The organism is Streptomyces sp. NPDC006798, assembly GCF_040635975.1.
Taxonomy (GTDB): Bacteria; Actinomycetota; Actinomycetes; order Streptomycetales; family Streptomycetaceae; genus Streptomyces.
In genome coordinates this window covers 110,309-131,411 of record NZ_JBEYIS010000019.1, presented here as the reverse complement: position 1 = coordinate 131,411, position 21,103 = coordinate 110,309, and the positions used below count along the sequence as shown (strand labels likewise).

Here is a 21,103-nt window from a genome sequence, read left to right as displayed (position 1 = left end):
CCGCCGGGCCCGGTGACGCCGTACGTCCAGCCGGTCCGGGGCCGTTCCGGCGCCGGCCGGTCGTACCGGAACACCGGACCTACGGTTGTGCCGGGCCGCCGGCCGTACCGGAACACCGGACCGACCGGACAGCCGGTCGTACCGGGCCGGGGCCGGGCGGCCCGCGCCGCCGGTCAGGCCAGGCCGCGCCGGGCCACCCGGGGCTCCCGGTGCCCGGCGATCGCCGCGACCATCTCCAGTACTTGCCGGGTCTCCGCCACCTCGTGCACCCGGTACACCCGCGCGCCCAGCCAGGCCGAGACCGCGGTCGTCGCCAGTGTGCCGATCAGCCGCTCCTTCACCGGACGGTCGAGGGTCTCGCCGACGAAGTCCTTGTTGGAGAGCGAGACCAGTACGGGCCAGCCGGTGTCGGCCATCTCGCCCAGCCTGCGGGTCGCCTCCAAAGAGTGCCGGGTGTTCTTCCCGAAGTCGTGGCCCGGGTCGATCATCACACCGTCCCGCCGGACCCCCAGGGCCACCGCCCGCTCGGCGAGCCCCACGGTCACCCGCAGGATGTCCGCCATCACGTCCTCGTAAGAGGTCCGGTGCGGCCGGGTCCGGGGCTCGACCCCGCCCGCGTGCGTACAGACCAGGCCCGCCCCGTACCGGGCGGCGACCTCGGCCAGCTCGGGATCCACCCCGCCCCAGGCGTCGTTGAGCAGATCGGCGCCCGCCTCGCAGACGGCCGCGCCGACGTCGTGCCGCCAGGTGTCGACACTGATCACCACGGACGGGAACCGCCGCCGCACCTCGGCGACGAAGCCGACGGTCCGCCGGATCTCCTCGTCGGCGGTGACCTCCTCGCCGGGACCGGCCTTCACCCCGCCGATGTCGATGATCGCCGCGCCCTCCGCGACGGCCTGCTCGACCCGGGCGAGCGCCGGTTCGTCGTGGAACGTGGCGCCCTGGTCGTAGAAGGAGTCCGGCGTACGGTTCACGATCGCCATGATCACCGGCTCCCGCGCGTCGAACTCGCGCTCACCCAGCCGCAGCATCAGCGGTTTTCCTCCTCGCGTCGTCCAGCTGTGACCCTAACCGTCACACCGGCGTGGCACGATCAGCACCGGACGCATTCCACGAGGAGCCGGGAAGGACGCTCGTGTTCTTGTTCTTGCTGATCGCGATGGTCGTGGTCGTCGGGGCGGTCACGCTCGCCGTGCTCGGCGGCGGGGACAGCGCCGCACTGCCCGAAGCGGCGCCCGAGCGGCTGGTCGACCCCCTGCCGATGACCAGGCCGGTGGGGCGGGCCGATGTGGAGGCGCTCCGGCTGCCGGTGGCGCCCCGCGGCTATCGGATGGCGGACGTGGACGACGCGCTCGCCCGGCTCGGGGCCGAGCTGGCCGAGCGGGACTCCCGGATCGCCGGTCTCGAATCGGCGCTGGCGGAGGCCCGGGCGACCGGTGCGACCACCGCGACCGACGCGACGCGCGCGGCCGACGGCCCGGCTGTCGGGACCGCCCGGGTGAACGGTTCCCCGGCTCCGGCCGTGGCCGCGGCTTCGGACCCGTCCGCCGACGAGGACGGCATACGGGACGCGGCCCCGGACCCCGACGGGCCCGGGGCCCCGGTGGAGCCGGTCGCCCCCGCGGTTGGCCGGGACCCCGCCGACGGCGTACGGTCGGCCGACCCGGACCCGGATCCCGACCAGGACCCCGGTTCCGGTTCCGGCCGCGACCGGGTGCGGGATTCCGTGGGCGACCCCGTCGGGCGCTCGGGCGAGGAGCGGGGCCGATGACGCCGGGCGGGCCGCTGGCCGGCCCCGACGGGCGGCCCCGCTGCCCCTGGGGCCTCTCGACTGAGGACTATCTCGCCTACCACGACGACGAGTGGGGGCGCGCGGTCCACGGCGACGACGCGCTCTTCGAGCGGCTCTGTCTGGAGGCGTTCCAGTCCGGGCTCTCCTGGCTCACCATCCTGCGCCGCCGCGAGGGCTTCCGGCGGGCCTTCGCGGGCTTCGCCGTCGCCGAGGTGGCCGTCTTCACCGACACCGACCGCGAACGGCTCCTCGCCGACGAGGGGATCATCCGCAACCGCGCCAAGGTCGATGCCACCCTCGCCAACGCCCGGACCCTGGCGTCCTGGGCGCCCGGCGAGCTGGACCGGCTGATCTGGTCCCACGCGCCCGACCCGGCCGGCCGCCCGGCCCCGAAGACCCTGGCCGACGTCCCGGCCGTCACGGACGAGTCCAAGGCCCTGGCGAAGGCCCTCAAGAAGGAGGGCATCCGGTTCGTCGGGCCCACCACCGCCTATGCCCTGATGCAGGCGTGCGGACTGGTGAACGACCACCTGGAGGGGTGCGCGGCCCGCCGGGGCTGAGCCCGGCGGCCCGGTCCCGCTTCCGCTCCCGCCCCGGGGCGGCGGCTACCGGCCCCGGAAGACCGGCTTCTGCTTGGCGACGAACGCGGCGACCGCGGCGCGGTGGTCCTCGGACCCGCCCGCCCGGGTCTGGAGTTCGTCCTCCTTGCCGAGGGTCTCCACCAGAGAGTGGGACGCGGCATGGGCCAGCGACTCCTTGATCGCCGCATAGGCCAGGGTCGGCCCCTCGGCCAGGGCCCGGGCGACCGTACGGGCCTCGTCCGCCAGGGCCTCGGGGGCGACCAGCCGGTTCGCGATCCCCAGCTCGTACGCCTCCGCCGCACCGATCGACCTGGGGAAGAGCAGCAGATCGGCGGCCCGCCCCGGCCCGACGACCCGGGGCAGGGTCCAGGACACCCCGGAGTCGGCGGTCAGCCCGACCGCCGCGAAGGCCGTGGTGAACGACGCGGTCTCGGCGACGACCCGGAAGTCCGCGGCGAGCGCGAAGCCCAGTCCGGCCCCGGCCGCGACCCCGTTCACCCCCGCCACCACCGGCTTCGGCATGCCGGCCAGGGCGCGGACCACGGGGTTGTAGTGCTCACGTACGGTGCTCATGGTGTTCCGGTCGCCGGTCTCGGCGTCCCGGGCCAGCAGCGCCGTGTGCTCCTTGAGGTCCTGGCCGACACAGAAGGCGCGGCCGTTGCCGGTGAGCAGCACGGCCCGTACGGCGTCGTCGTCGGCGGCCGTGCGGACGGCCTCCCGGAGGGCGACCTTGGTCGCGATGTCCAGCGCGTTCATGGCGTCGGGCCGGTTGAGCGTGATCGTCGCCAGTCCGTCGGTCACGTCGTACAGCACGGAGTCGGCCATGCGGGGTCCCCTTTGCGGCGTCATTGCGGCGTCTCGGCTCGTCGGTGGTGTCGCTCGGTGTCGCTCGGCCTCGCTCGGCGTCGTGGACGGTGATCGCGACCCGGTCAGCTCAGCATGGCGGAGATCGCGGGGAACAGGGCCGCGGGCTGTGACCTGTCTCAAAGAAAAATCCGGGTCTTCCGGCCGGGGCCGTGTTCCGCCGCGGGCGCGGTGTTCCCGGGGATTTCGGCGGAGTCCCCCCGGGCGGATCGCCGAATTGGGTGGTTTTGAGAATGTGTGTTGCCCAAGCGATGCCGACCGATGTTGGTCATCGGGTCCCGCCATGCGGGATAATGACCTGGAAGCAATGTGTTCGATGCCGTGACGGCGCCCGCCGGGGTGCCGGTCGGCAGACGATGAGCTGGTTTCAGGAAGGGGAACGAGCATGGCGGCCATGAAGCCGCGGACGGGCGATGGCCCGCTCGAGGTGACCAAGGAGGGGCGGGGCATCGTCATGCGCGTTCCGCTCGAAGGCGGCGGTCGGCTTGTCGTCGAGCTGACGCCGGACGAGGCCGACGCGCTCGGCGATGCCCTGAAGAAGGTCGTCGGCTGACGGCATCGGTCGTTCACGGACCCTGACCACCCGCCCCGGCGCCGTACGGTGCCGGGGCGGTGGTGTGTCCGGGGCCGTACGGCCGACGGCCTCCGGTCCGGTCCGGGATTCGGTTTCCGGCTTTCCCGTTTAGCCGAACCCGTTACGTCACGTCTTCCGTGTCCGTCTTCCCGAAGCCGAAGCCGAAGCCGAAGCCGAAGCCGAAGCCGGGCCGAATGAGTTCCGGGCGGGGAACGCGCTCCCGGAAAATTCTCCCCGGGGCCGGGTGGCCGCCCGGGTTACCCGTTACCGGTAACCCGTATGTGTTCGGTATCCGTAACCCCGGCCGTAACCCCGCCCGTGCCCGAATCCGGGCCGGCAAGAGCCCGAAACGGGCCGGGACGGGTCAGGCCCGCCGCGCCGCGCAGAGCAGTCCGTCGCCCACCGGCAGCAGCGACGGCAGCAGATCCGGGCTCTCGCGGACCGCCCGCAGCAACTCGCGCAGCCGCAGCACCTCGGCGGGCTGGGCCGCGGCGTCGACCGTACGGCCCCGGGCGAAAACGCCCTCGAAGCAGACCAGTCCGCCCGGCCTCAGCAGCCGCAACGATTCGGCGAGGTAGTCGAGGTACTCCAGCCGGTCCCCGTCGCAGAAGACCAGGTCGTATCCGCCGTCCGCGAGCCGCGGCAGGACGTCGAGGGCGCGCCCGGGTATGAAACGGGCCCGGTTTCCGGCGAATCCGGCCTCGCGGAAGGCCTGCTTGGCGAACTGCTGCCGCTCCGGCTCCGGGTCCACGGTCGTCAGTACGCCGTCGGGCCGCATGCCGAGCAGGAGATAGATCCCGGACACACCGGCCCCGGTACCGATTTCCGCGACGGCTTTCGCGTCCGCGGTGGCGGCCAGCAGACGCAGCGCGGCGCCGGTGCCCGGTGACACCGAGGGGACGCCCGACTCCCGGGCCCGGTCGCGGGCCCAGCGCAGCGCTTCATCCTCGGCGACGAAGGCATCGGCGAAAGCCCAGCTCGTCTGCCGGTTGGCGGTAATGGGCCTCTCCTGTCCCCGTAGTTGAACGCGACGTTGACTGTATCCGCTGGAGCCGGGAACCCGCAGATGGGACCGTTCGTTGAACGGAGGACACCGCGGATTCCCGGGGAAACGCCGGAAGAGATGGCTTCGGACGGCTTCGGAGGAGGGGCTCGGGAGAAGGCGGGAAGCGCGGAGAAGGCGGCAGGACCGACGGCAGGGCTATTCGACCGGGCGGACGGGGGGAACAGATGGCATCGAGCCCACGGCAGGCGCGGTACCCAAATTCGCGTAAAGATTCTTATCCGGAGCTAACGGGCGAGGTGGCTATGGTAGGGGCTCCGCTGGATACCACCAGAGCCGACAGGGGAGGTGCGGCTGCACCTGCGGATCGTCGGGGAGCGTTCCGTCGTTTCCTCGCCAGGTCACCGGGTGAGCCGAAATCTGTGACCGACACCGCTGACCGTTCCACCGCCGCCACCGCGACCGCCACCGCGACCTTCGCATCGGATGCGGAATCGCAGGCGTGGACACCCCCCTCGTGGGAGGAGATCGTCAGCACCCACAGCGGTCGCGTCTACCGGCTCGCCTACCGGCTCACCGGCAACCAGCACGACGCCGAGGACCTGACGCAGGAAGTCTTCGTCCGGGTCTTCCGCTCTCTCTCCACCTACACCCCGGGGACCTTCGAGGGCTGGCTCCACCGCATCACCACCAATCTCTTCCTCGACATGGTCCGCCGGAAGCAGCGGATCCGCTTCGACTCCCTCGGGGACGACGCGGCGGAGCGGCTCGCCAGCCGCGAGCCCTCCCCGCAGCAGGTCTTCAACGACAGCCACTTCGACGCCGACGTCCAGCAGGCGCTGGACACCCTGGCGCCCGAGTTCCGGGCCGCCGTCGTCCTCTGTGACATCGAGGGCCTGTCGTACGAGGAGATCGCCGCGACCCTGGGCGTGAAGCTCGGGACCGTCCGCAGCCGGATCCACCGCGGCCGTTCGCATCTGCGCAAGGCCCTGAAGCACCGCTCGCCCGAGGCCCGTGCCGGGCAGCAGCGCGCCCTCGCGGGGGCCGTCGGGCTGGTGGGGGAGGTCGGCACGGCGTGAGCGGATCAGGTCCCACCTCCCCCTTCTTCCGGTCCCCGCAGCCGAGAGGGTCCTGGGCCCCGGCGGCCGGGTCCGCGCACTCCCCGGCCGAGCACCACCTCGGGGACCGGCTCGCCGCCCTGGTCGACGGCGAGCTGACCCATGACGCCCGGGACCGGGTACTGGCCCATCTGGCGACCTGCCCCCGCTGCAAGGCCGAGGCGGACGCCCAGCGCATGTTGAAGGACGTCTTCGCCAGGAGCGCGCCGCCACCGCCGTCCGCCGGGCTGCTCGCCCGGCTCCAGGGGCTGCCCGCCGGACCCGGACGGCCGGGCTCCGACCTTCCGGGCGGACCCGGCGGCGACCGGGGCGGCCCGTTCGGCGGCCGGGCCCCGGACACCCTCTTCGGTACGCCGCTGCCCGCGGCCGGCGGCCGGCGCCCGGCCGCCGTGGGCTATCTCCCCGGCGGCCACGGTAGCCGTCCGGGCGCGCCCCTCGGCGGCTTCGGCGCCGGAGCGGCCCCGTCAGGACGAGCGGACGGGCGTCCGGACGCCGACCGCTCGCCCTGGCGCGGTCGCAGGTTCGCCTTCGCCGCCGCCAGCGCCGTCTCCTTCGCCGCGATCGCCCTCGGCGGCTCCATGCCCACCGACGGCTCCTCCCAGGCCGGTTCCCGCTCCGGCGGCACCGGAAGCGGTGGTACGCCGGTCCGCGCGGCCAGTTCGGCCGGTACCGCGGTCGGCGGCCAGAGCCAGGGCAGCGGTGCCGGAATCAGCACCTCCGCCGCGACCACCCGGGCCACCGAGTACGAGCGGCGCAGGAACAGCGGCTTCGGCCCCACCCGCTCGGAGGGGCGGGTCGTCGGCCGGTCCGCCGCCGAGCCGGAGGTTCCGCTCAATCTGGCCTCCCGTCCCGTGCCGACCGCGCTGAACGCGGCGTTCCCCGCCTTCCCGGCCTTCAAGGCGCCCCCGGCGATACGCCCCATGGGCTTCGGTTTCCATCTGGGCGCCCCCCACGGGTTCCTGCCCCCGGTGCTGCCGGACCCGTCGGCGGCCCCGGGCCCGGGTGCGGGCTCTCTGCCGACCCACCACATCGGGGCCTCGCCCGGCCCGGTGGCCAACGCCCGCTGACCGCGACACCCGTGCGCCCCTGCCGCTGATTCGCAAACCTGGTTGAATCTGCGAGCAGGGTGCCCACGGGGGTACCTCCCAGCCGGCAGTTTGCGGGGGAGAACGGGGACAGCATGGACGACGGGAAGCCCACCGGACCCAAGGCGGCCTGGTGGAGCCGGCCGGGTTCCCGGCGCCGGGCCGACGCCGCCGCGGAGACCGGGACCGCGCCGGGCCACGGCGCGGCGCCCGGACAGCCCCCCGCGCCCCCGGCCGTACCGCCCGTTCCCCCGCCGACGACCCCGCCCGGGCCCGCCGCCCACGGCGCCCCCGCCGACGGGCCGGGACACGGCGCGGACGGCGCCACCGGAGCCGTACCGCCGCCGCCGGTACCGGGCCCGGCCCCGGTGCCCCCGGCGGAGCACGCGCCCGCGAGACCCGCCCCGCTCCACGCGCCCGACGAGTACAGCACCCCGCCCTACGGCGGCCCGGGACCCTGGGCGCCCGCGCCGCCCGTGCAGCGGCCCGTACCGACCCCCGCGCACGGCACGCGGCTGCCGCCGGCCTATCCGGCCCCGCCCGGGACCGCGCCCGCCGCGACCCCGCCGAGCGACCCCCGGACCGCCACCGGGACTCACCCCACCGGAGCCCACCCCGCCGCGCCCCCGCCGACCGGTACGCACCCGACCGGTACGCACCCCGGTGGGCCGCACGCGACGGACGGCGCCGGGTTCGCCGCGCCGCCCACCGGCCCCACCAACGCCACTGCCCCCGCCGCGCCCTCCGCCGGGCCGGGGACACAGCCCGGCGGGCCGTACCCCGCGTCCCAGTGGCTCCACTACGACCCCTGGTCCGCCACCGGCGGCTCCGGCGGCACCCCGCCCCCGGCCGCGCCGCTGGCCTACACCGGTGAGCCCGCCCGGCGCCGCGGCGGCCGCGGCCCCCTGATCGCCGGGGCGGTACTGCTCGCCCTGGTCTCCGGTGTCGCGGGCGGCGGCATCGGCTCGTACGTCGAACGCACCGGCGGCTTCGGCACCGACCGGATCGAACTCGACCAGGCCCCCAAGGAGAGCCGCGACCGGGCCCCCGACAGCGTCGCCGGGATCGCCGCCCGCGCCCTGCCGGGTGTCGTCACCCTCCATGTCGCGGGCGGCGGCGAACAGGGCACCGGCACCGGCTTCGTGCTCGACAAGCAGGGCCACATCCTCACCAACAACCATGTCGTCGACCCGGCCGGAAGCTCCGGCGAGATCTCCGTCACGTTCAGCGGCGGGGAGACCGCCCGGGCCACCCTCGTCGGCAAGGACAGCGGCTACGACCTGGCCGTCGTCAAGGTCACCGGGGTCGCCGGACTGACCCCCCTGCCGCTCGGGAACTCGGACAACGTCCGGGTCGGCGACCCCGTCGTCGCCATCGGCGCCCCCTTCGACCTCCAGAACACGGTCACCTCCGGCATCATCAGCGCCAAGGAACGGCCCATCACCGCGGGCGGCGAGAAGGGCGACGGCACCGACATCAGCTATGTCGACGCCCTCCAGACCGACGCCCCGATCAACCCCGGCAACTCCGGCGGACCGCTGATGGACACCAAGGCCAGGGTCATCGGCATCAACAGCGCCATCCGCGCCGCCGACGGCGGCGGGAGCGGCCCCGAGGCCGGCCAGTCCGGCTCCATCGGCCTCGGTTTCGCCATCCCGGTCAACCAGGGCAAGCGGGTCGCCGAAGAGCTGATCAACACCGGCAAGGCCACTCACCCCGTGATCGGGGTCAATCTCGATATGCGCTTCACCGGCGCGGGCGCCCGGGTCAGCGAGAAGAACAAGGACGGCAGCCCCACGGTCGTCCCCGACGGGCCCGCCGCGAAGGCCGGTATCCGGCCGGGCGACGTGATCACCGAGGTCGACGGCCGGAAGGTCTACGGCGGCGAGGAGCTGATCGTCAAGATCCGCGCGCACCGGCCCGGTGACGAGCTCGAACTCACCGTCGAGCGCGACGGCCGCGAAGAGAAGAAGAAGCTCCGGCTCGGCTCCTCCGAAGGCGACTGACAGGCCGGATTCAGGTCGCGTTCAGGCCGTGTTCAGGCCGAACCAGGGCCGGGCCGTGAACGGTGGACGGACAGCCCGCTTCGTGGGCGGTTCGGCCGGGATCACCCCTTACCGACACGTGACGAGCGGAACGTCCGCCGGGTACGGTGGATCGGATCCCGTCCCCATCCGCGGACCCACGGACCACGGAGAACACGAGGAGCAGCTGGGTGTTCAATGACATAGGCGTACTGGAGCTGGTGGCTCTCGTGGTGCTCGCCGTGCTCGTCTTCGGCCCCGACAAGCTCCCCAAGGTCATCCAGGACGTGTCGCGGACGATCAGGAAGATCCGCGAGTTCTCCGACAGCGCCAAGCAGGACATCCGCGACGAACTGGGGCCGGACTTCAAGGACTTCGAGTTCGAGGACCTGAATCCGAAGACGTTCCTGCGCAAGCAGCTCGACCAGAACGACGATCTTCGGGACCTGAAGGAGCTGGGTGACTCCTTCGACTTCCGCAAGGACATGAACGACCTCGCCGACACGGTCAACGGCGCCGAGCCCGTCCCCGCCCCCGCCCCGGCCGCGGCGGGCACCCCCGACCTGCTGAAGAAGCGGGAGCCGGCGGCGGGCCGGGAAGAGCGTCCGCCGTACGACGCCGACGCGACGTAACGCCTCCCGCTGAGGGTCCCGCCACCATCCGGGGCCCGGCGCCCCGGGGAGCCCCCGGGCCCTGTGGCGGCGACTGTTCGTGGTTCGCCGCCTGCCGCTGTGTCGTGGCCGTTCGCACAGTTCCGCCCCCTATGCCTTCGGCGACGGGGGGACACCCAGCGCCCCTGAACGCCCTCCAGCGTGCCGCGCCCGAGGTGGGCCCCGCGCCCCTGGGAACACTCCATCGCGCCGTGCTGAACGGTGGCGGGGCCGCGCGGCGGTGGCGGGGAAACACGTGGGCGCGGGGGTGGGTGGTTATTCTCTCCATCTGTCAGGACGCGAGGACGCCCGAGGGGGGCGGGTCCGCTCCCGACCTGGGACACGGAGGAGGCGGCCGGACCGATGGAGACCACGAGCCGGGAGGCGCGGCAGCCGGTGGTACCGGTGCTGGAGGACTATGTCCGCGCGTCCTTTGCCTGGTACGGGCTGGACGACGCGTTCACCGGGCCGCGCCGGCTGATGGGTGTGGGCTCGGCCGCGGACGGGGTCGTCCAGCACGGGTCGCTGGGCCACGGGGACACCCCGTCGATACGGGCCGCCGCGGCCGGGGCCGCCGACACGGAGGCCAGGGAGCGGTTCGCCGTGGTGATCACGGTCGCCGCCAGCCCCGTACGCCGCAGCGGTGACGGGACCGGGGTGCTCGACGCGACCTCGGTGTCGTCGGCGGCCTGGCTGGCCGGGTCGGGGCTGCTGGCGCACACCTGGCCGCCGCAGATGGACCACTCCCTGCGGGACGACTGGCTCGACCAGCAGACGGAGGCGGCGTTCGAACTCGCCGACCAGCTCGACGGGGAGCCCTGGTCCGAGCTGTCGCTGCCGGTGGACGGCGAGCCGACCGCGTTCCACTACCGGGAGACCGACTTCGGCTGGGTGCTGGCGGGCACGACCGGGGACGGTACGCATCTGGGGGCGTACGGCCGCGGGATGAGCGCGTACGGCCTGGGCTTCTCGATGGTCCGGGACCTCACCCCGTACGCCTGACCCGGCAGAGGCACAGGAACAGGCACGGGCGAAGAACCGCCCGGCCGGGCCCGGAGGCGCCCCTCGGCGCCCCGGGCCCGTACCGTACGCGGCTCAGAACTTGTTGCGCGGGGTGATTCCCAGGCTGAGGCCCGCCAGGCCGCGCTGGCGGCCGCCCAGCTTGCCCGCGATGGCCCGCAGCGCCGACCCGGCGGGCGACTCGGGGTCGCTGAGCGCCACGGGCCTGCCCTCGTCGCCGCCCTCCCGGAGCCGGACGTCGATCGGGATGGAGCCGAGGACCGGGACGGTGGTCCCGGTGGTCCGGGAGAGGCCCTCCGCGACCTTCTGGCCGCCGCCGGTACCGAACACGTCGACCATCTCGTCGCAGTGCGGACACGGCAGCCCGGCCATGTTCTCGACCACGCCGACGATCTTCTGATGGGTCTGTACGGCGATGGAACCGGCCCGCTCCGCGACCTCGGCCGCCGCCTGCTGCGGGGTGGTGACCACCAGGATCTCCGCGTTCGGCACCAGCTGGGCCACCGAGATGGCGATATCGCCGGTGCCCGGCGGCAGGTCCAGCAGCAGTACGTCCAGATCGCCCCAGTACACATCGGCGAGGAACTGCTGGAGCGCCCGGTGCAGCATCGGGCCGCGCCACACCACGGGCTCGTTGCCCGGGGTGAACATGCCGATGGAGATCACCTTCACACCGTTCGCCGACGGCGGCATGATCATGTTCTCGACCTGGGTGGGCCGCCCTTCGACGCCCAGCATCCGGGGCACCGAGTGGCCGTAGATATCGGCGTCGACGACCCCGACCTTCAGCCCGTCCGCCGCCATCGCCGCCGCCAGGTTCACGGTCACGGACGACTTGCCGACGCCGCCCTTGCCGGAGGCGACCGCGTAGACCCTGGTCAGGGAGTCGGGCCGGGCGAACGGGACCTCGCGCTCGGCGGTGCCGCCCCGCAGGGCCGCCGCCAGTTCGCGCCGCTGTTCGTCGCTCATCACGTCGAGCGTCACATCGACCCGGGTGACGCCGTCGACCCGGGCGACCGCGTCCGTGACGTTCTTGGTGATCGTCTCGCGCATCGGGCAGCCGGAGACCGTCAGATAGACCGTGACGGCCACTGCGCCATCCGCCCCGATCTGCACCGATTTCACCATGCCGAGTTCGGTGATCGGTCGGTTGATCTCGGGGTCGTTCACCGTCGCCAGCGCCGCGAGCACCGCGTCTTCCGTAGCCATACGGAGATGGTACGGCGCGGCGCTCCGGCGGGGGAAAGCCCGTCAGCGGTCGCCTTCGTCACGGTCCGGAGCGGGCCGGTCCGGGAATACGCCCGGCGGCCCGCTGGAGTCGCCCCGGGGCCCGTACGGCCCGGGGCCCGTTCCGTACGGCCCGGGACCCGTTCCGTACGGCCCCGGACCCGCCCCGTCCGGTACGGCCAGGTCCCGCAGCAGGTCCTGGAGCTCCGAGCGGATCCAGTCCCGGGTGGCGACCTCGCCGAGCCCCATCCGCAGCGCCGCGATCTCCCGGGTCAGATACTCGGTGTCCGCGATGGACCGCTCGTTCTGCTCCCGGTCCTGCTCGTGGGTGACCCGGTCGCGTTCGTCCTGCCGGTTCTGCGCCAGCAGGATGAGCGGGGCGGCGTACGACGCCTGGAGCGACAGCATCAGGGTGAGGAAGATGAACGGGTACTGGTCGAACCGCAGCTCGCGCGGGGCCCAGATGTTCCACAGCACCCAGAGGATGATGACCGCGGTCATCCAGACGATGAACCGGCCCGTGCCCAGGAAGCGGGCGATCCGCTCCGACAGCCGCCCGAACGCCTCCGGGTCGTACTCCGGCAGGATCGTCAGCTTCGGCACCTGCGGCATGTCCAGCCGGGTCCGGGGCCGTACCGCCGCCGTCCGGTCCTTGGCCTCGCCCCGGTCGGCGGGCGGCCCGTAGTCGCCGCTCATCGCCCCGCCGCCCCTTCGCCGGTCCCGCCCGCCGCCGCGCCACCGGCCCCGCCGCCCGGCGGTCCGTCCGCCCGGGCCGCCACGTCCTCGTGGAAGGCGGACTCCTCGAACTCGGTCTCCCGCCAGTCCTCCGGCAGCAGATGGTCGAGTACGTCGTCCACGGTCACCGCCCCCAGCAGCGCCCCGCCCTCGTCGACCACCGGCGCCGCCACCATGTTGTACGCGGCGAGATAGCTGGTCACCGCGGGCAGCGGGGTGTCCGGCGCCAGCGGCGGCAGATCGCTGTCCACGACCGAGGCGACCAGGGTGTACGGCGGTTCCCGCAGCAGCCGCTGGAAGTGCGCCGTCCCCAGATACTTCCCGGTCGGCGTCTCGTCCGGCGGGCGGCAGACGTACACCTGGGCCGCCAGCGCCGGGGGCAGGTCCTCCTGCCGCACCCGGGCCAGCGCGTCGGCGACCGTCGCGTCCGGCCGCAGCACGATGGGCTCCGTGGTCATCAGACCGCCCGCCGTCCGCTCCTCGTACGACAGCAGCCGCCGTACGTCGGCCGCGTCGTCCGGCCGCATCAGGGTCAGCAGCCGCTCCTGGTCCTCCTCGGGCAGCTCGGAGAGGAGATCGGCCGCGTCGTCGGGGTCCATAGCCTCCAGGACGTCGGCCGCCCGCTCCTGGTGGAGCTTGCCCAGGATCTCCACCTGGTCGTCCTCCGGCAGCTCCTCCAGCACGTCCGCCAGCCGGTCGTCGTCGAGGGCGGCGGCGACCTCGGCCCGCCGCTTCGGCGACAGATGGTGCATCACATTCGCCAGATCCGCCGGGCGCAGCCGCTCGAAGGTGGCGACCAGGCTCTCCGCGCCCTGCGCCTCCTCCTCCAGCGAGAAGCCCGTCACCGCCGACCAGGCCACGGTCAGCGTCTCCCCCTTGCGGCGCAGCGCCCCGCCCTTGCCCCGGCGGACGAAGACCCGGTCGATCTCCCAGTCCCGGCGGGCGGGCAGCCGCCGTACGGAGACGTCCAGCACGGTGACCTCCTCGTCCGTGCCGCCGCCGCTCCCGGCTCCCTCGCCGACCAGCCGTACCCGGCGGTCCAGCAGCTCGCCCAGGACCAGCCGCTCGGTGGGCCGCTGCTCGAACCGGCGGACGTCGAGCACCCCGGTGGTGATGACCTGGCCGGACTCGATCCCGGTGATCCGGGTCATCGGCAGAAAGATCCGGCGGCGGGTCAGTACCTCCACCACCATGCCCAGCAGCCGGGGCGGCCGGTGGCCGACCCGGAGCATGGCGACGAGATCGCGGACCCGGCCGACCCGGTCGCCGTTCGGGTCGAAGACGGGAACCCCGGCGAGATGGGAGACGAAGACCCGGGGGGTGCTTCCGGCCATGCTGCTCTTTCGTCCGGTTCCGCTGGTGAACGCTGCCGTTCGGGGGTTTCAGGCTAGCCCGTACCGATTCGCGGCGCCGGTGTTCGGCGTCCGTATGGCTTCCGTGCGGCTGCCGGTGAAGCCGCCGCGCGGGCCCGGGTACGCTGCGCACTGCCACCCCATCAGAAGCCGATGAGAGGCAGTGCGCAGGTGACTCTTCTCCGTTCCGTTTCCCGGCGTTCCGGGTCCCGTCCGGCCGTCCGCCGGACCCTTCGGGCCCGGCGGGCCGCGCTCGCCGCGGTGCTCTGCGCGGGGCTCGCGGCCGGGGCCGCGGGCTGCGGCGGCGACGAGGACCCCGACAAGGGCACCAACGGGTTGGGGAAGCTGACGGCGACCGAGATCGAGGAGCGGGCGCGGACGGCCGCCGACGCGGCGAAGGCGGTCCGGCTCTCCGGCACGCTGACCGGCAAGGACGGCACGTACACGCTGAACATGCGGCTCAAGGAGGACGGCGGTTCGGGTTCGGTGACCGCCGACGGCCAGACGTTCGAGCTGCTGCGGATCGGCGACGACCTCTATCTCAAGGCCGAGGCGGACTTCTGGACCAGCCGGGGCGAGGAGGGCACCGCGCCGACGAAGTGGGGCGCGGAGGCGGCCGGCAAGCTCGACGACAAGTACGTCAAGGTGCCGAAGGGAGACCCGGCGTACCAGCAGTTCCGCGGCTTCACCGACAAGGACGGGATGCTGGAGGGCTTCCTCGGGATGCGGGGGGAGCTGTCCAAGGGCGAGCGGACCAAGATCGGCGGGGTACGGACCATCAAGGTCGACGCCGCCGAGGGCGCGGGCGGGGTCCTCGACGTGTCCCTGGACGGCGCCCCGTATCCGGTCCAGTTCGCCCGCGCGGGCGGCGCCGGTGTGCTGACGCTGGGGGAGTGGGACGTCGACTTCCCGCTCGCGCCCCCGCGGCAGTCGACGGTGGTCGACTACGGCCGGGACCTGAAGAAGTCCGACGGGGGCTCGGGGTCCGAAGGGTAGTCCCGGCCCGGTGGCCCGGTGGCCCGGGGCCGTCAGGAGCGGGCGCGGCGGCGGAAGAGGAGCCGGGGGAGCGCCGGGGGGATCGGGCGGCGGGTCGTCGCCGGACTGGGCGGCGGCGGTACGGCGAGGGAGCCGTCGGGCAGCTCCGCCGCGATCGTCACCGGCTCCAGCCGCAGCACCCGGCAGCCGGCCGCCCACTGCTCCGGCAGGCCCTCGGTGTCGGCCGCGTTCAGCCGCTTGGACTTCAGCTCGGCCACCGCCGACTCCCACGCCTCGGAGCGGGGCGCCAGTTCGGTCACCGACGCCTGCCAGGAGACCAGCCGGCCGCCCTTGTCCTTGCTGCGTACGGTGATCTCGGCGGTGCCGCCCGCGACCAGACCGGGCAGCGGCTGCTCGGCCGGGCCGTCGCCCACGACATGGGCCGCGCCCTCGTGCCAGATGTGCCACAGGGCCCGCTCGGGCGCGCCGTCCGCCTCGCCCCTGACCCAGATCAGACCGGACTTCTTGGCGGCCTCCTCGACCAGGGCCGGGCCGAGCTCCGGATCCTGAGCGGGGGTCACGTCCTGGCCGGGGGCCGCGGCGGGCTGCGCGTCTGTCATGGCCGCAGCCTACCGGCGGCCCCGGGACCGGCCGGAGTCCGCGGCGGGCGGTCCCGGCCCGTCCCGGCCCGTCCCGGCCGGTTTCCCGGAGCGGCCCGGGACCGGTCAGAGCCAGCCGTTCCGCTTGAGGGTGCGGTGGATGGTGAAGCAGATGACCGCGATCCCGGTCAGCACCGCCGGATAGCCGTACTTCCAGTTCAGCTCGGGCATGTAGTCGAAGTTCATGCCGTAGACCCCGCAGACCGCCGTGGGGACGGCGATGATCGCCGCCCAGGAGGTGATCTTGCGCATGTCCTCGTTCTGGGCCACGGTCGCCTGGGCGAGGTTGGCCTGGAGGATGGAGTTCAGCAGCTCGTCGAAGCCGAGGACCTCCTCCTGGACCCGGGCGAGATGGTCGGCGACGTCCCGGAAGTACTTCTGGATATCGGGATCGATCAGCCGCATCGGCCGCTCGCTCAGCAGCTGCATCGGCCGCAGCAGCGGGGTCACCGCCCGCTTGAACTCCAGCACCTCCCGCTTGAGCTGGTAGATCCGGCCCGCGTCGGTCCCCCTGGGACTGCCCTTCGACGGGGCCGAGAAGACCTCGATCTCGACCTCGTCGATATCGTCCTGCATCGCCCCGGCGACCGCGATATAGCCGTCCACGACATGGTCGGCGAGGGCGTGCAGCACCGCGGACGGGCCCTTGGCCAGCAGCTCGGTGTCCTTCTGGAGGCCGTGCCGCAGCGCCCGCAGCGAGCCCTGGCCGCCGTGCCGGACCGTGATCACGAAGTCCCGGCCGGTGAAGCACATCACCTCGCCGGTCTCGACGTCCGCGATCCCGTTCGGCCCGGCGGCCTCCAGGTAGTGGACGGTCTTGAAGACGGTGAAGAGGGTGTCGTCGTACCGCTCCAGCTTGGGCCGCTGATGGGCGTGGACGGCGTCCTCCACGGCCAGCGGGTGGAGCCCGAACTCGGCCGCGATCCCGGCGAACTCCTCCTCGGTGGGCTCGTGCAGCCCGATCCAGGCGAAACCGCCGCCCTCGCGGACCCGCAGCATCGCCTCGCGCGGCGTGAGGCAGGTGTCGCTCGGCAGCCGCCGGCCGTCGCGGTAGACGGCGCAGTCGACGACGGCGCTGGAGGCGGAGGGGTCGCGGGCGGTGTCGTACCCGGCGGCGGTGTACGGGGCGGCGCAGGCATCGCCACCGGTCCTGCGCCGCGAGGGGCGGACGGCGGCGCGCAGGTCACGGATCATCGACATGGCTGACTCCCATCGGAGAAGCCGTCGCGGCGCGGGGAGGCGCAGCCCGGAATGGGGACGTGATCTCTTACGTCCGCAAAGCGGGCGGCACCGCGGAATCGGCGCACGATGACGGCGTTCGCAACAGACAGACTTCGCAACAAGCGGGTCGAGCTGGTGAAAGCTGGTGAAACCAGGGGGAAACGGTGCTCTTCCGTCGTGCGAAGCCGCCGTCGGGTGCGTCGGCGAACCGGAGAACCCGGGTTACGGGGTGGTCGCCGAACGGCTCCTCAGCCGCGTGGGCGGAGAGGAACGGACATCACCGGACGGGCGCGGTCGCGAACGTGGCGCCGGGACGGGGCCGTACGGAAGAGCGGCTGGTACTGCACGGTCGACTTCGATCCACCGTGGACCCCACCTCCTCCGGCCGGTCCCCCGTAGGGGAGATCCGTACCCCCGGGCGAAGCCGGGGGCGAATGTGACGGGCGGGACGCGGGCGGCGCGCGAGAGGCACCGCCGGGCGAAGTCCCGACCAGCCGCCAACACTATCAGCCGACCGACGGTCAACTGATGTCCTTGCCCGTTCCGTACGCGTTTTATGCTCGCCGCATGGCAGATGTTCTCGCTCTGGTCGAAGCCCGGTTGCTGCTGGCGTTCGGCGAACCGGACGCCAGGGCCTCCGTGACGTTCCTGGGCACGGACCGGATCGAAGTCCTCCGGTTCACCGGGGCGGGTGCGGGCGGCGGGCCGGACGGCGGCAGCGGCCCGGGCGACCCCGGCGGCAGTGCCCCCGGCGGAAGCGGCCCGGGGGCTGTCGGGCCGGACGGTACGGGCCCCGGCGGCTTCGGGCCCGGCGCGGAGAGGGTCGTACGGTACGCGACGCTCGGGATGTCCGCGCACCCCATGGCCGACCCCACCGCGCCCCTCGCCGACCCGCTGCGCGGACCGCGCGCCGAACTGCTGCTCACCGTCCGAGCCGGGCTCGCCGAGACCGACCGGGTACTCCGGCCGCTCGCCGTACTCGCCGCGTCCCCGCAGGTCGAAGGGGTCGTCGTGGCGCCGGGCGCGTCCCTCGGCCTCGGTGAGCCCCTGTGGCCGGGCGCCCCCTTCCCCTCCGTCCTGGTCGGCGAGCCCGGCGGTCTGGTGGCGGATCTCGAACTGGACGAGCCGATGGACCCCGTCCGCTTCCTCCCGCTGCTGCCGATGACCCCCAACGAAGCCGCCTGGAAGCGGGTCCACGGCGCCCCGGCGCTCCAGGAACGCTGGCTGGCCCGGGGCGCCGACCTGCGCGATCCGCTGCGGTCGTCGGTGGCGCTGGACTGACGCGCGCCGGGGCGCCGGGCCTTACGGGCCCACGGCCGCGCCCGGGGCCGTACGCCCGCCGCGCCCCGGTTACACCCGCGTACCACCGTCCGCAAGCGCACACGCCGGAAAGAGTGATCGTCCTTGACGCGGCGACGGCCGGGTAGGACCGTTGAGCCCTATGAGGGGCGAACCCAGTTGCCCGAAGTGCGGTGGCCGGGTCAGGGCGCCCGGTCTCTTCGCCGACGTCTGGCAGTGCGATGTGCACGGCGCCGTGCACCCGCTGCAGCCGGTGATCCCGCCCAGTGTCGAAGCCCTCGGCGTCGCGGTGCACCGCGCCCGGGTACCGGTATGGATGCCCTGGCCGCTCCCCGTCGGCTGGCTCTTCACCGGGGTCGCGTACGCGGGTGACGACCGCAGCGGCGGGCGGGCCACCGCCGTCGCGTGTACGGGCCCCGGACCACTCGGCGGAATAGGCGAACTGCTGCTGATCGCGGAGGAGTTGGGAGTCGGACTCGGCGCGCGGTACGCCGGGATCGACGGTCCCGACCCCGGCCCGCACATCCGTACCGACCACGCGCCGCAGGCGAAGATACTGGCGGCCGGCCGCCCCACTCCGCTCTGGCACGTCCTCGCCGCCCCCGACGACCGGGCCGTCTTCGCCGGGGAGGCCCGCGGGCTCTGGCTCTGGGCCATCGTCTGGCCCGGCCGCTCGGGGCTGCTGATGTACGACGAACTCGTCCTCACCGACCTCCGGGACGCGGGCGCCGAGGTCGAGCTGGTGCCCTGCGGGGCGCTGTCGCCACGGTTGCTGGCGTAGGGCGTGTCCGCCGCTCGGATACGGCGGGCCGGGCGGTAAGGGGCGCGGCCCGGCGGGCGGGTGTGACCGACGACGCGTCGGACGGGGCCGGAACCCCGATAGACTGAGACGCCCTGTCCGCCCGACCCCCGGAGTCCCGCGTGCGTATCGACCTGCACACCCACTCCACGGCGTCGGACGGTACGGACACCCCCGCCGAACTGGTCCGCAACGCGGCCGCCGCCGGGCTCGACGTGGTCGCGCTCACCGACCACGACACCACCCGCGGCCACGCCGCCGCGATCGCCGCGCTCGCGGACCTCGAACGGCCCCTGACCCTCGTCCCCGGCGCCGAGATCTCCTGCGCCGTCGACGGTATCGGGGTCCATCTGCTGGCCTATCTCTTCGACCCGGCCGAGCCCGAGCTGCTCCGCGAGCGGGAACTGCTCCGCGACGACCGGGTGCCGCGCGCCCAGGCGATCGTCGCCCGGCTCCGGGAACTGGGCTCCCCGGTCACCTGGGAGCAGGTCGCCCGGATCGCCGGTGACGGCTCCGTCGGCCGCCCGCACATCGCCGCCGCCATGGTCGAGCACGGGATCGTGGCCACCGTCTCCGACGCCTTCACCGCCGAGTGGATCGCCGACGGCGGCCGGGCCCACATCAACAAGCACGAACTCGACCCGGCCGCCGCCGTACGCCTGGTCAAGGCGGCCGGTGGCGTCGCGGTGCTGGCCCACCCGGCGGCCGTCAAGCGGGGCCGGACGATCTCCGACGAGACCATCGCGGCCCTCGCCGACGCCGGACTCGACGGCATGGAGGTCGACCACCTCGACCACGACGAGCCCGCCCGCGCCCGGCTGCGGGGCCTCGCCGCCGAGCTGAATCTGCTCACCACCGGCTCCAGCGACTACCACGGCAGCCGCAAGGACGTCCCGCTCGGGCACTTCACCACCGACCCCGAGATCTACGGCGAGATCACCCGCCGGGCCACCGGCGCGTTCCCCGTGCCGGGCGCCGGGGGACGGGCCGCCGTCTAGGCCCTGAACTTCGTACTCCCTCCGCCGGACCGGGCACCACCGTTCCGGGCCGGATCACCGCCGGGCCGCGTACCGCGCCCCGGACTGATGCGACGGGGTACGACCCCGGTTCCCTCCTGAGCGCCGGACGGCCGTCCGGCCGGGGTCCCGTGCGCCCGTACCCCCCACTCCCCTTTCCGCGCTTCCCTCCCCGCAAGGCACCACCGTGTTCGACGCCGCCGTCTTCGGCTCCCTGTTCCTGACCCTCTTCGTGATCATGGATCCCCCCGGGGTCACCCCGATCTTCCTCGCCCTGACCTCCGGCCGCCCCGCCAAGGTGCAGCGCCGGATGGCCTGGCAGGCCGTGGCCGTCGCCTTCGGTGTGATCACGGTCTTCGGCCTGGTGGGACAGCAGATCCTGGACTATCTGCATGTCTCCGTACCCGCCCTGATGATCGCGGGTGGACTGCTGTTGCTGCTGATCGCGCTCGATCTGCTCACCGGCAAGACCGACGAGCCCAAGCAGACCAAGGACGTGAACGTCGCCCTCGTACCGCTCGGGATGCCGCTGCTCGCCGGGCCCGGCGCCATCGTCTCGGTGATCCTCGCGGTCCAGAACGCCGACGACGCCTCGCAGCAGATCGCCGTCTGGTCGGCGATCGTGGCCATGCACGCCGTCCTCTGGCTGGCCATGCGCTACTCGCTCGGCGTCATCCGGCTGATCAAGGACGGCGGGGTGGTGCTGGTGACCCGGCTCGCGGGCATGATGCTCTCCGCGATCGCCGTCCAGCAGATCATCAACGGTGTCACCCAGGTCATCCAGGGCGCCTGACACCGCCACCGGCGGTACGCGGGTACGACGGTGCCCCCGCGGATCTCCGCGGGGGCACCGTGATGTGGGATGGGGCCGTCGGCGCTATGAGGCGGTCGGGTCGGCCGGGCGGATGTAGAGGCGCTGGCCGGTAGCCGCGGCCTGCTGCACGATCCGGTTGACGGAGGCGGCGTCCACGACGGTGGTGTCCACGGCGGTGCCGTCGACGTCGTCCAGGCGCATGATCTCGAAGCGCAAGGCTTCTCCCTTCGTCTGATCCTCCTGCTGGAGAACTGTGTGGTCTCTACCGGGCTCAACAGACGATGACCGTGCA

21 protein-coding genes and 1 pseudogene are annotated in these 21,103 nt (G+C 73.5%); 13 read left to right on the top strand and 9 right to left on the bottom strand.

Features of this window, described 5'->3' with window-relative positions; genetic code table 11:
• Nucleotides 1-173 precede the first annotated feature (173 nt).
• A complete protein-coding gene (folP, locus tag ABZ714_RS15790; protein WP_358825773.1) occupies nucleotides 174-1,034 on the bottom strand; it encodes a dihydropteroate synthase in 861 nt (286 codons plus the stop codon).
• Nucleotides 1,035-1,138: 104 nt separating this feature from the next.
• Here folP and ABZ714_RS15785 point away from each other — a divergent pair.
• Together ABZ714_RS15785 and ABZ714_RS15780 are read left to right on the top strand one after the other, a co-directional pair.
• Nucleotides 1,139-1,423, top strand: a pseudogene (locus ABZ714_RS15785) (DivIVA domain-containing protein); the annotation flags it as partial.
• A 347-nt stretch (nucleotides 1,424-1,770) separates the two neighbouring features.
• The gene (locus ABZ714_RS15780; RefSeq protein ID WP_358825772.1) at nucleotides 1,771-2,355 is read left to right on the top strand and encodes a DNA-3-methyladenine glycosylase I; all 585 of its coding nucleotides are present in this window, start codon (nucleotides 1,771-1,773) and stop codon (nucleotides 2,353-2,355) included.
• 45 nt (nucleotides 2,356-2,400) lie between these two features.
• Here ABZ714_RS15780 and ABZ714_RS15775 read toward each other — a convergent pair whose 3' ends face one another.
• Nucleotides 2,401-3,201 carry an enoyl-CoA hydratase-related protein gene (locus tag ABZ714_RS15775; RefSeq protein WP_358825771.1) on the bottom strand — a complete coding sequence of 267 codons (801 nt, stop codon included), beginning with the start codon at nucleotides 3,199-3,201 and terminating at the stop codon, nucleotides 2,401-2,403.
• A gap of 424 nt (nucleotides 3,202-3,625) precedes the next feature.
• Between ABZ714_RS15775 and ABZ714_RS15770 the strand changes: the two genes are divergently transcribed.
• A complete protein-coding gene (locus tag ABZ714_RS15770; RefSeq protein WP_003966491.1) occupies nucleotides 3,626-3,793 on the top strand; it encodes a DUF3117 domain-containing protein in 168 nt (55 codons plus the stop codon).
• 385 nt (nucleotides 3,794-4,178) lie between these two features.
• Here the strand turns inward: ABZ714_RS15770 and ABZ714_RS15765 are convergent, their stop codons facing one another.
• Nucleotides 4,179-4,880 (bottom strand): O-methyltransferase, encoded by a 702-nt coding sequence (locus tag ABZ714_RS15765; protein ID WP_358825782.1) that lies wholly within the window; start codon nucleotides 4,878-4,880, stop codon nucleotides 4,179-4,181.
• Between the two features lie 242 nt (nucleotides 4,881-5,122).
• Here ABZ714_RS15765 and sigE point away from each other — a divergent pair, with 242 nt between their 5' ends.
• The 5 genes from sigE (at nucleotide 5,123) to ABZ714_RS15740 (ending at nucleotide 10,696) form a co-directional block, all read left to right on the top strand.
• Entirely contained in the window at nucleotides 5,123-5,896 is a 774-nt protein-coding gene (sigE, locus tag ABZ714_RS15760) for an RNA polymerase sigma factor SigE (protein WP_358825770.1), read from the top strand.
• Nucleotides 5,893-7,002 (top strand): zf-HC2 domain-containing protein, encoded by a 1,110-nt coding sequence (locus ABZ714_RS15755; protein ID WP_358825769.1) that lies wholly within the window; start codon nucleotides 5,893-5,895, stop codon nucleotides 7,000-7,002. The genes sigE and ABZ714_RS15755 overlap by 4 nt, the downstream gene beginning before the upstream one ends.
• A 113-nt stretch (nucleotides 7,003-7,115) precedes the next feature.
• A complete protein-coding gene (locus ABZ714_RS15750; protein WP_358825768.1) occupies nucleotides 7,116-9,026 on the top strand; it encodes a trypsin-like peptidase domain-containing protein in 1,911 nt (636 codons plus the stop codon).
• 209 nt (nucleotides 9,027-9,235) lie between these two features.
• The gene (locus ABZ714_RS15745; protein ID WP_358825767.1) at nucleotides 9,236-9,676 is read left to right on the top strand and encodes a sec-independent translocase; all 441 of its coding nucleotides are present in this window, start codon (nucleotides 9,236-9,238) and stop codon (nucleotides 9,674-9,676) included.
• Between the two features lie 381 nt (nucleotides 9,677-10,057).
• Complete coding sequence (locus ABZ714_RS15740; protein ID WP_358825766.1) at nucleotides 10,058-10,696, top strand: hypothetical protein; 639 nt, start codon at nucleotides 10,058-10,060, stop codon at nucleotides 10,694-10,696.
• Nucleotides 10,697-10,789: 93 nt separating this feature from the next.
• Here ABZ714_RS15740 and ABZ714_RS15735 read toward each other — a convergent pair whose 3' ends face one another.
• From ABZ714_RS15735 to ABZ714_RS15725, 3 genes are read right to left on the bottom strand one after another with little or no spacing between them, the layout of a single operon-like run.
• Complete coding sequence (locus ABZ714_RS15735; RefSeq protein WP_358825765.1) at nucleotides 10,790-11,923, bottom strand: Mrp/NBP35 family ATP-binding protein; 1,134 nt, start codon at nucleotides 11,921-11,923, stop codon at nucleotides 10,790-10,792.
• 42 nt (nucleotides 11,924-11,965) lie between these two features.
• The gene (locus tag ABZ714_RS15730; RefSeq protein WP_358825764.1) at nucleotides 11,966-12,637 is read right to left on the bottom strand and encodes a DUF1003 domain-containing protein; all 672 of its coding nucleotides are present in this window, start codon (nucleotides 12,635-12,637) and stop codon (nucleotides 11,966-11,968) included.
• Nucleotides 12,634-14,010, bottom strand: coding sequence for a CBS domain-containing protein (locus ABZ714_RS15725; RefSeq protein WP_358825763.1), 1,377 nt, complete (start codon nucleotides 14,008-14,010; stop codon nucleotides 12,634-12,636). The genes ABZ714_RS15730 and ABZ714_RS15725 overlap by 4 nt, the downstream gene beginning before the upstream one ends.
• A gap of 189 nt (nucleotides 14,011-14,199) precedes the next feature.
• Between ABZ714_RS15725 and ABZ714_RS15720 the strand changes: the two genes are divergently transcribed.
• The gene (locus ABZ714_RS15720) at nucleotides 14,200-15,024 is read left to right on the top strand and encodes a hypothetical protein (protein ID WP_358825762.1); all 825 of its coding nucleotides are present in this window, start codon (nucleotides 14,200-14,202) and stop codon (nucleotides 15,022-15,024) included.
• A 32-nt stretch (nucleotides 15,025-15,056) separates the two neighbouring features.
• On the opposite strand, the gene ABZ714_RS15715 is transcribed toward ABZ714_RS15720, so the two are convergent.
• Entirely contained in the window at nucleotides 15,057-15,623 is a 567-nt protein-coding gene (locus ABZ714_RS15715) for a hypothetical protein (protein ID WP_358825761.1), read from the bottom strand.
• A 105-nt stretch (nucleotides 15,624-15,728) separates the two neighbouring features.
• A complete protein-coding gene (locus tag ABZ714_RS15710) occupies nucleotides 15,729-16,862 on the bottom strand; it encodes a magnesium and cobalt transport protein CorA (RefSeq protein WP_358825760.1) in 1,134 nt (377 codons plus the stop codon).
• A 588-nt stretch (nucleotides 16,863-17,450) separates the two neighbouring features.
• Here ABZ714_RS15710 and ABZ714_RS15705 point away from each other — a divergent pair.
• The 4 genes from ABZ714_RS15705 to ABZ714_RS15690 all read left to right on the top strand — a co-directional run bounded on the left by ABZ714_RS15705 (nucleotide 17,451) and on the right by ABZ714_RS15690 (nucleotide 20,790).
• Nucleotides 17,451-18,164, top strand: coding sequence for a suppressor of fused domain protein (locus ABZ714_RS15705; RefSeq protein WP_358825759.1), 714 nt, complete (start codon nucleotides 17,451-17,453; stop codon nucleotides 18,162-18,164).
• A 160-nt stretch (nucleotides 18,165-18,324) separates the two neighbouring features.
• Complete coding sequence (locus ABZ714_RS15700; protein WP_358825758.1) at nucleotides 18,325-18,963, top strand: DUF6758 family protein; 639 nt, start codon at nucleotides 18,325-18,327, stop codon at nucleotides 18,961-18,963.
• Nucleotides 18,964-19,103: 140 nt separating this feature from the next.
• Entirely contained in the window at nucleotides 19,104-19,979 is an 876-nt protein-coding gene (locus ABZ714_RS15695) for a PHP domain-containing protein (protein WP_358825757.1), read from the top strand.
• 205 nt (nucleotides 19,980-20,184) lie between these two features.
• Complete coding sequence (locus ABZ714_RS15690) at nucleotides 20,185-20,790, top strand: MarC family protein (RefSeq protein ID WP_358825756.1); 606 nt, start codon at nucleotides 20,185-20,187, stop codon at nucleotides 20,788-20,790.
• Between the two features lie 84 nt (nucleotides 20,791-20,874).
• Here ABZ714_RS15690 and ABZ714_RS15685 read toward each other — a convergent pair whose 3' ends face one another.
• On the bottom strand, nucleotides 20,875-21,027 hold the full coding sequence (locus ABZ714_RS15685; protein ID WP_358825755.1) for a hypothetical protein: 153 nt from the start codon (nucleotides 21,025-21,027) through the stop codon (nucleotides 20,875-20,877).
• Between the last annotated feature and the right edge of the window lie 76 nt (nucleotides 21,028-21,103).

Bases quoted from the DNA above. Each gene is read 5' to 3' on its own strand.
- ABZ714_RS15705 (WP_358825759.1), top strand. From the start codon at position 17,451: ATGGCAGATGTTCTCGCTCTGGTCGAAGCCCGGTTGCTGCTGGCGTTC.
- ABZ714_RS15735 (WP_358825765.1), bottom strand. From the start codon at position 11,923: ATGGCTACGGAAGACGCGGTGCTCGCGGCGCTGGCGACGGTGAACGAC.
- ABZ714_RS15780 (WP_358825772.1), top strand. From the start codon at position 1,771: ATGACGCCGGGCGGGCCGCTGGCCGGCCCCGACGGGCGGCCCCGCTGC.
- ABZ714_RS15740 (WP_358825766.1), top strand. From the start codon at position 10,058: ATGGAGACCACGAGCCGGGAGGCGCGGCAGCCGGTGGTACCGGTGCTG.
- ABZ714_RS15715 (WP_358825761.1), bottom strand. From the start codon at position 15,623: ATGACAGACGCGCAGCCCGCCGCGGCCCCCGGCCAGGACGTGACCCCC.
- ABZ714_RS15730 (WP_358825764.1), bottom strand. From the start codon at position 12,637: ATGAGCGGCGACTACGGGCCGCCCGCCGACCGGGGCGAGGCCAAGGAC.
- ABZ714_RS15725 (WP_358825763.1), bottom strand. From the start codon at position 14,010: ATGGCCGGAAGCACCCCCCGGGTCTTCGTCTCCCATCTCGCCGGGGTT.
- ABZ714_RS15770 (WP_003966491.1), top strand. From the start codon at position 3,626: ATGGCGGCCATGAAGCCGCGGACGGGCGATGGCCCGCTCGAGGTGACC.
- ABZ714_RS15710 (WP_358825760.1), bottom strand. From the start codon at position 16,862: ATGTCGATGATCCGTGACCTGCGCGCCGCCGTCCGCCCCTCGCGGCGC.
- ABZ714_RS15700 (WP_358825758.1), top strand. From the start codon at position 18,325: ATGAGGGGCGAACCCAGTTGCCCGAAGTGCGGTGGCCGGGTCAGGGCG.
- ABZ714_RS15750 (WP_358825768.1), top strand. From the start codon at position 7,116: ATGGACGACGGGAAGCCCACCGGACCCAAGGCGGCCTGGTGGAGCCGG.
- ABZ714_RS15775 (WP_358825771.1), bottom strand. From the start codon at position 3,201: ATGGCCGACTCCGTGCTGTACGACGTGACCGACGGACTGGCGACGATC.
- folP (WP_358825773.1), bottom strand. From the start codon at position 1,034: ATGCTGCGGCTGGGTGAGCGCGAGTTCGACGCGCGGGAGCCGGTGATC.
- sigE (WP_358825770.1), top strand. From the start codon at position 5,123: ATGGTAGGGGCTCCGCTGGATACCACCAGAGCCGACAGGGGAGGTGCG.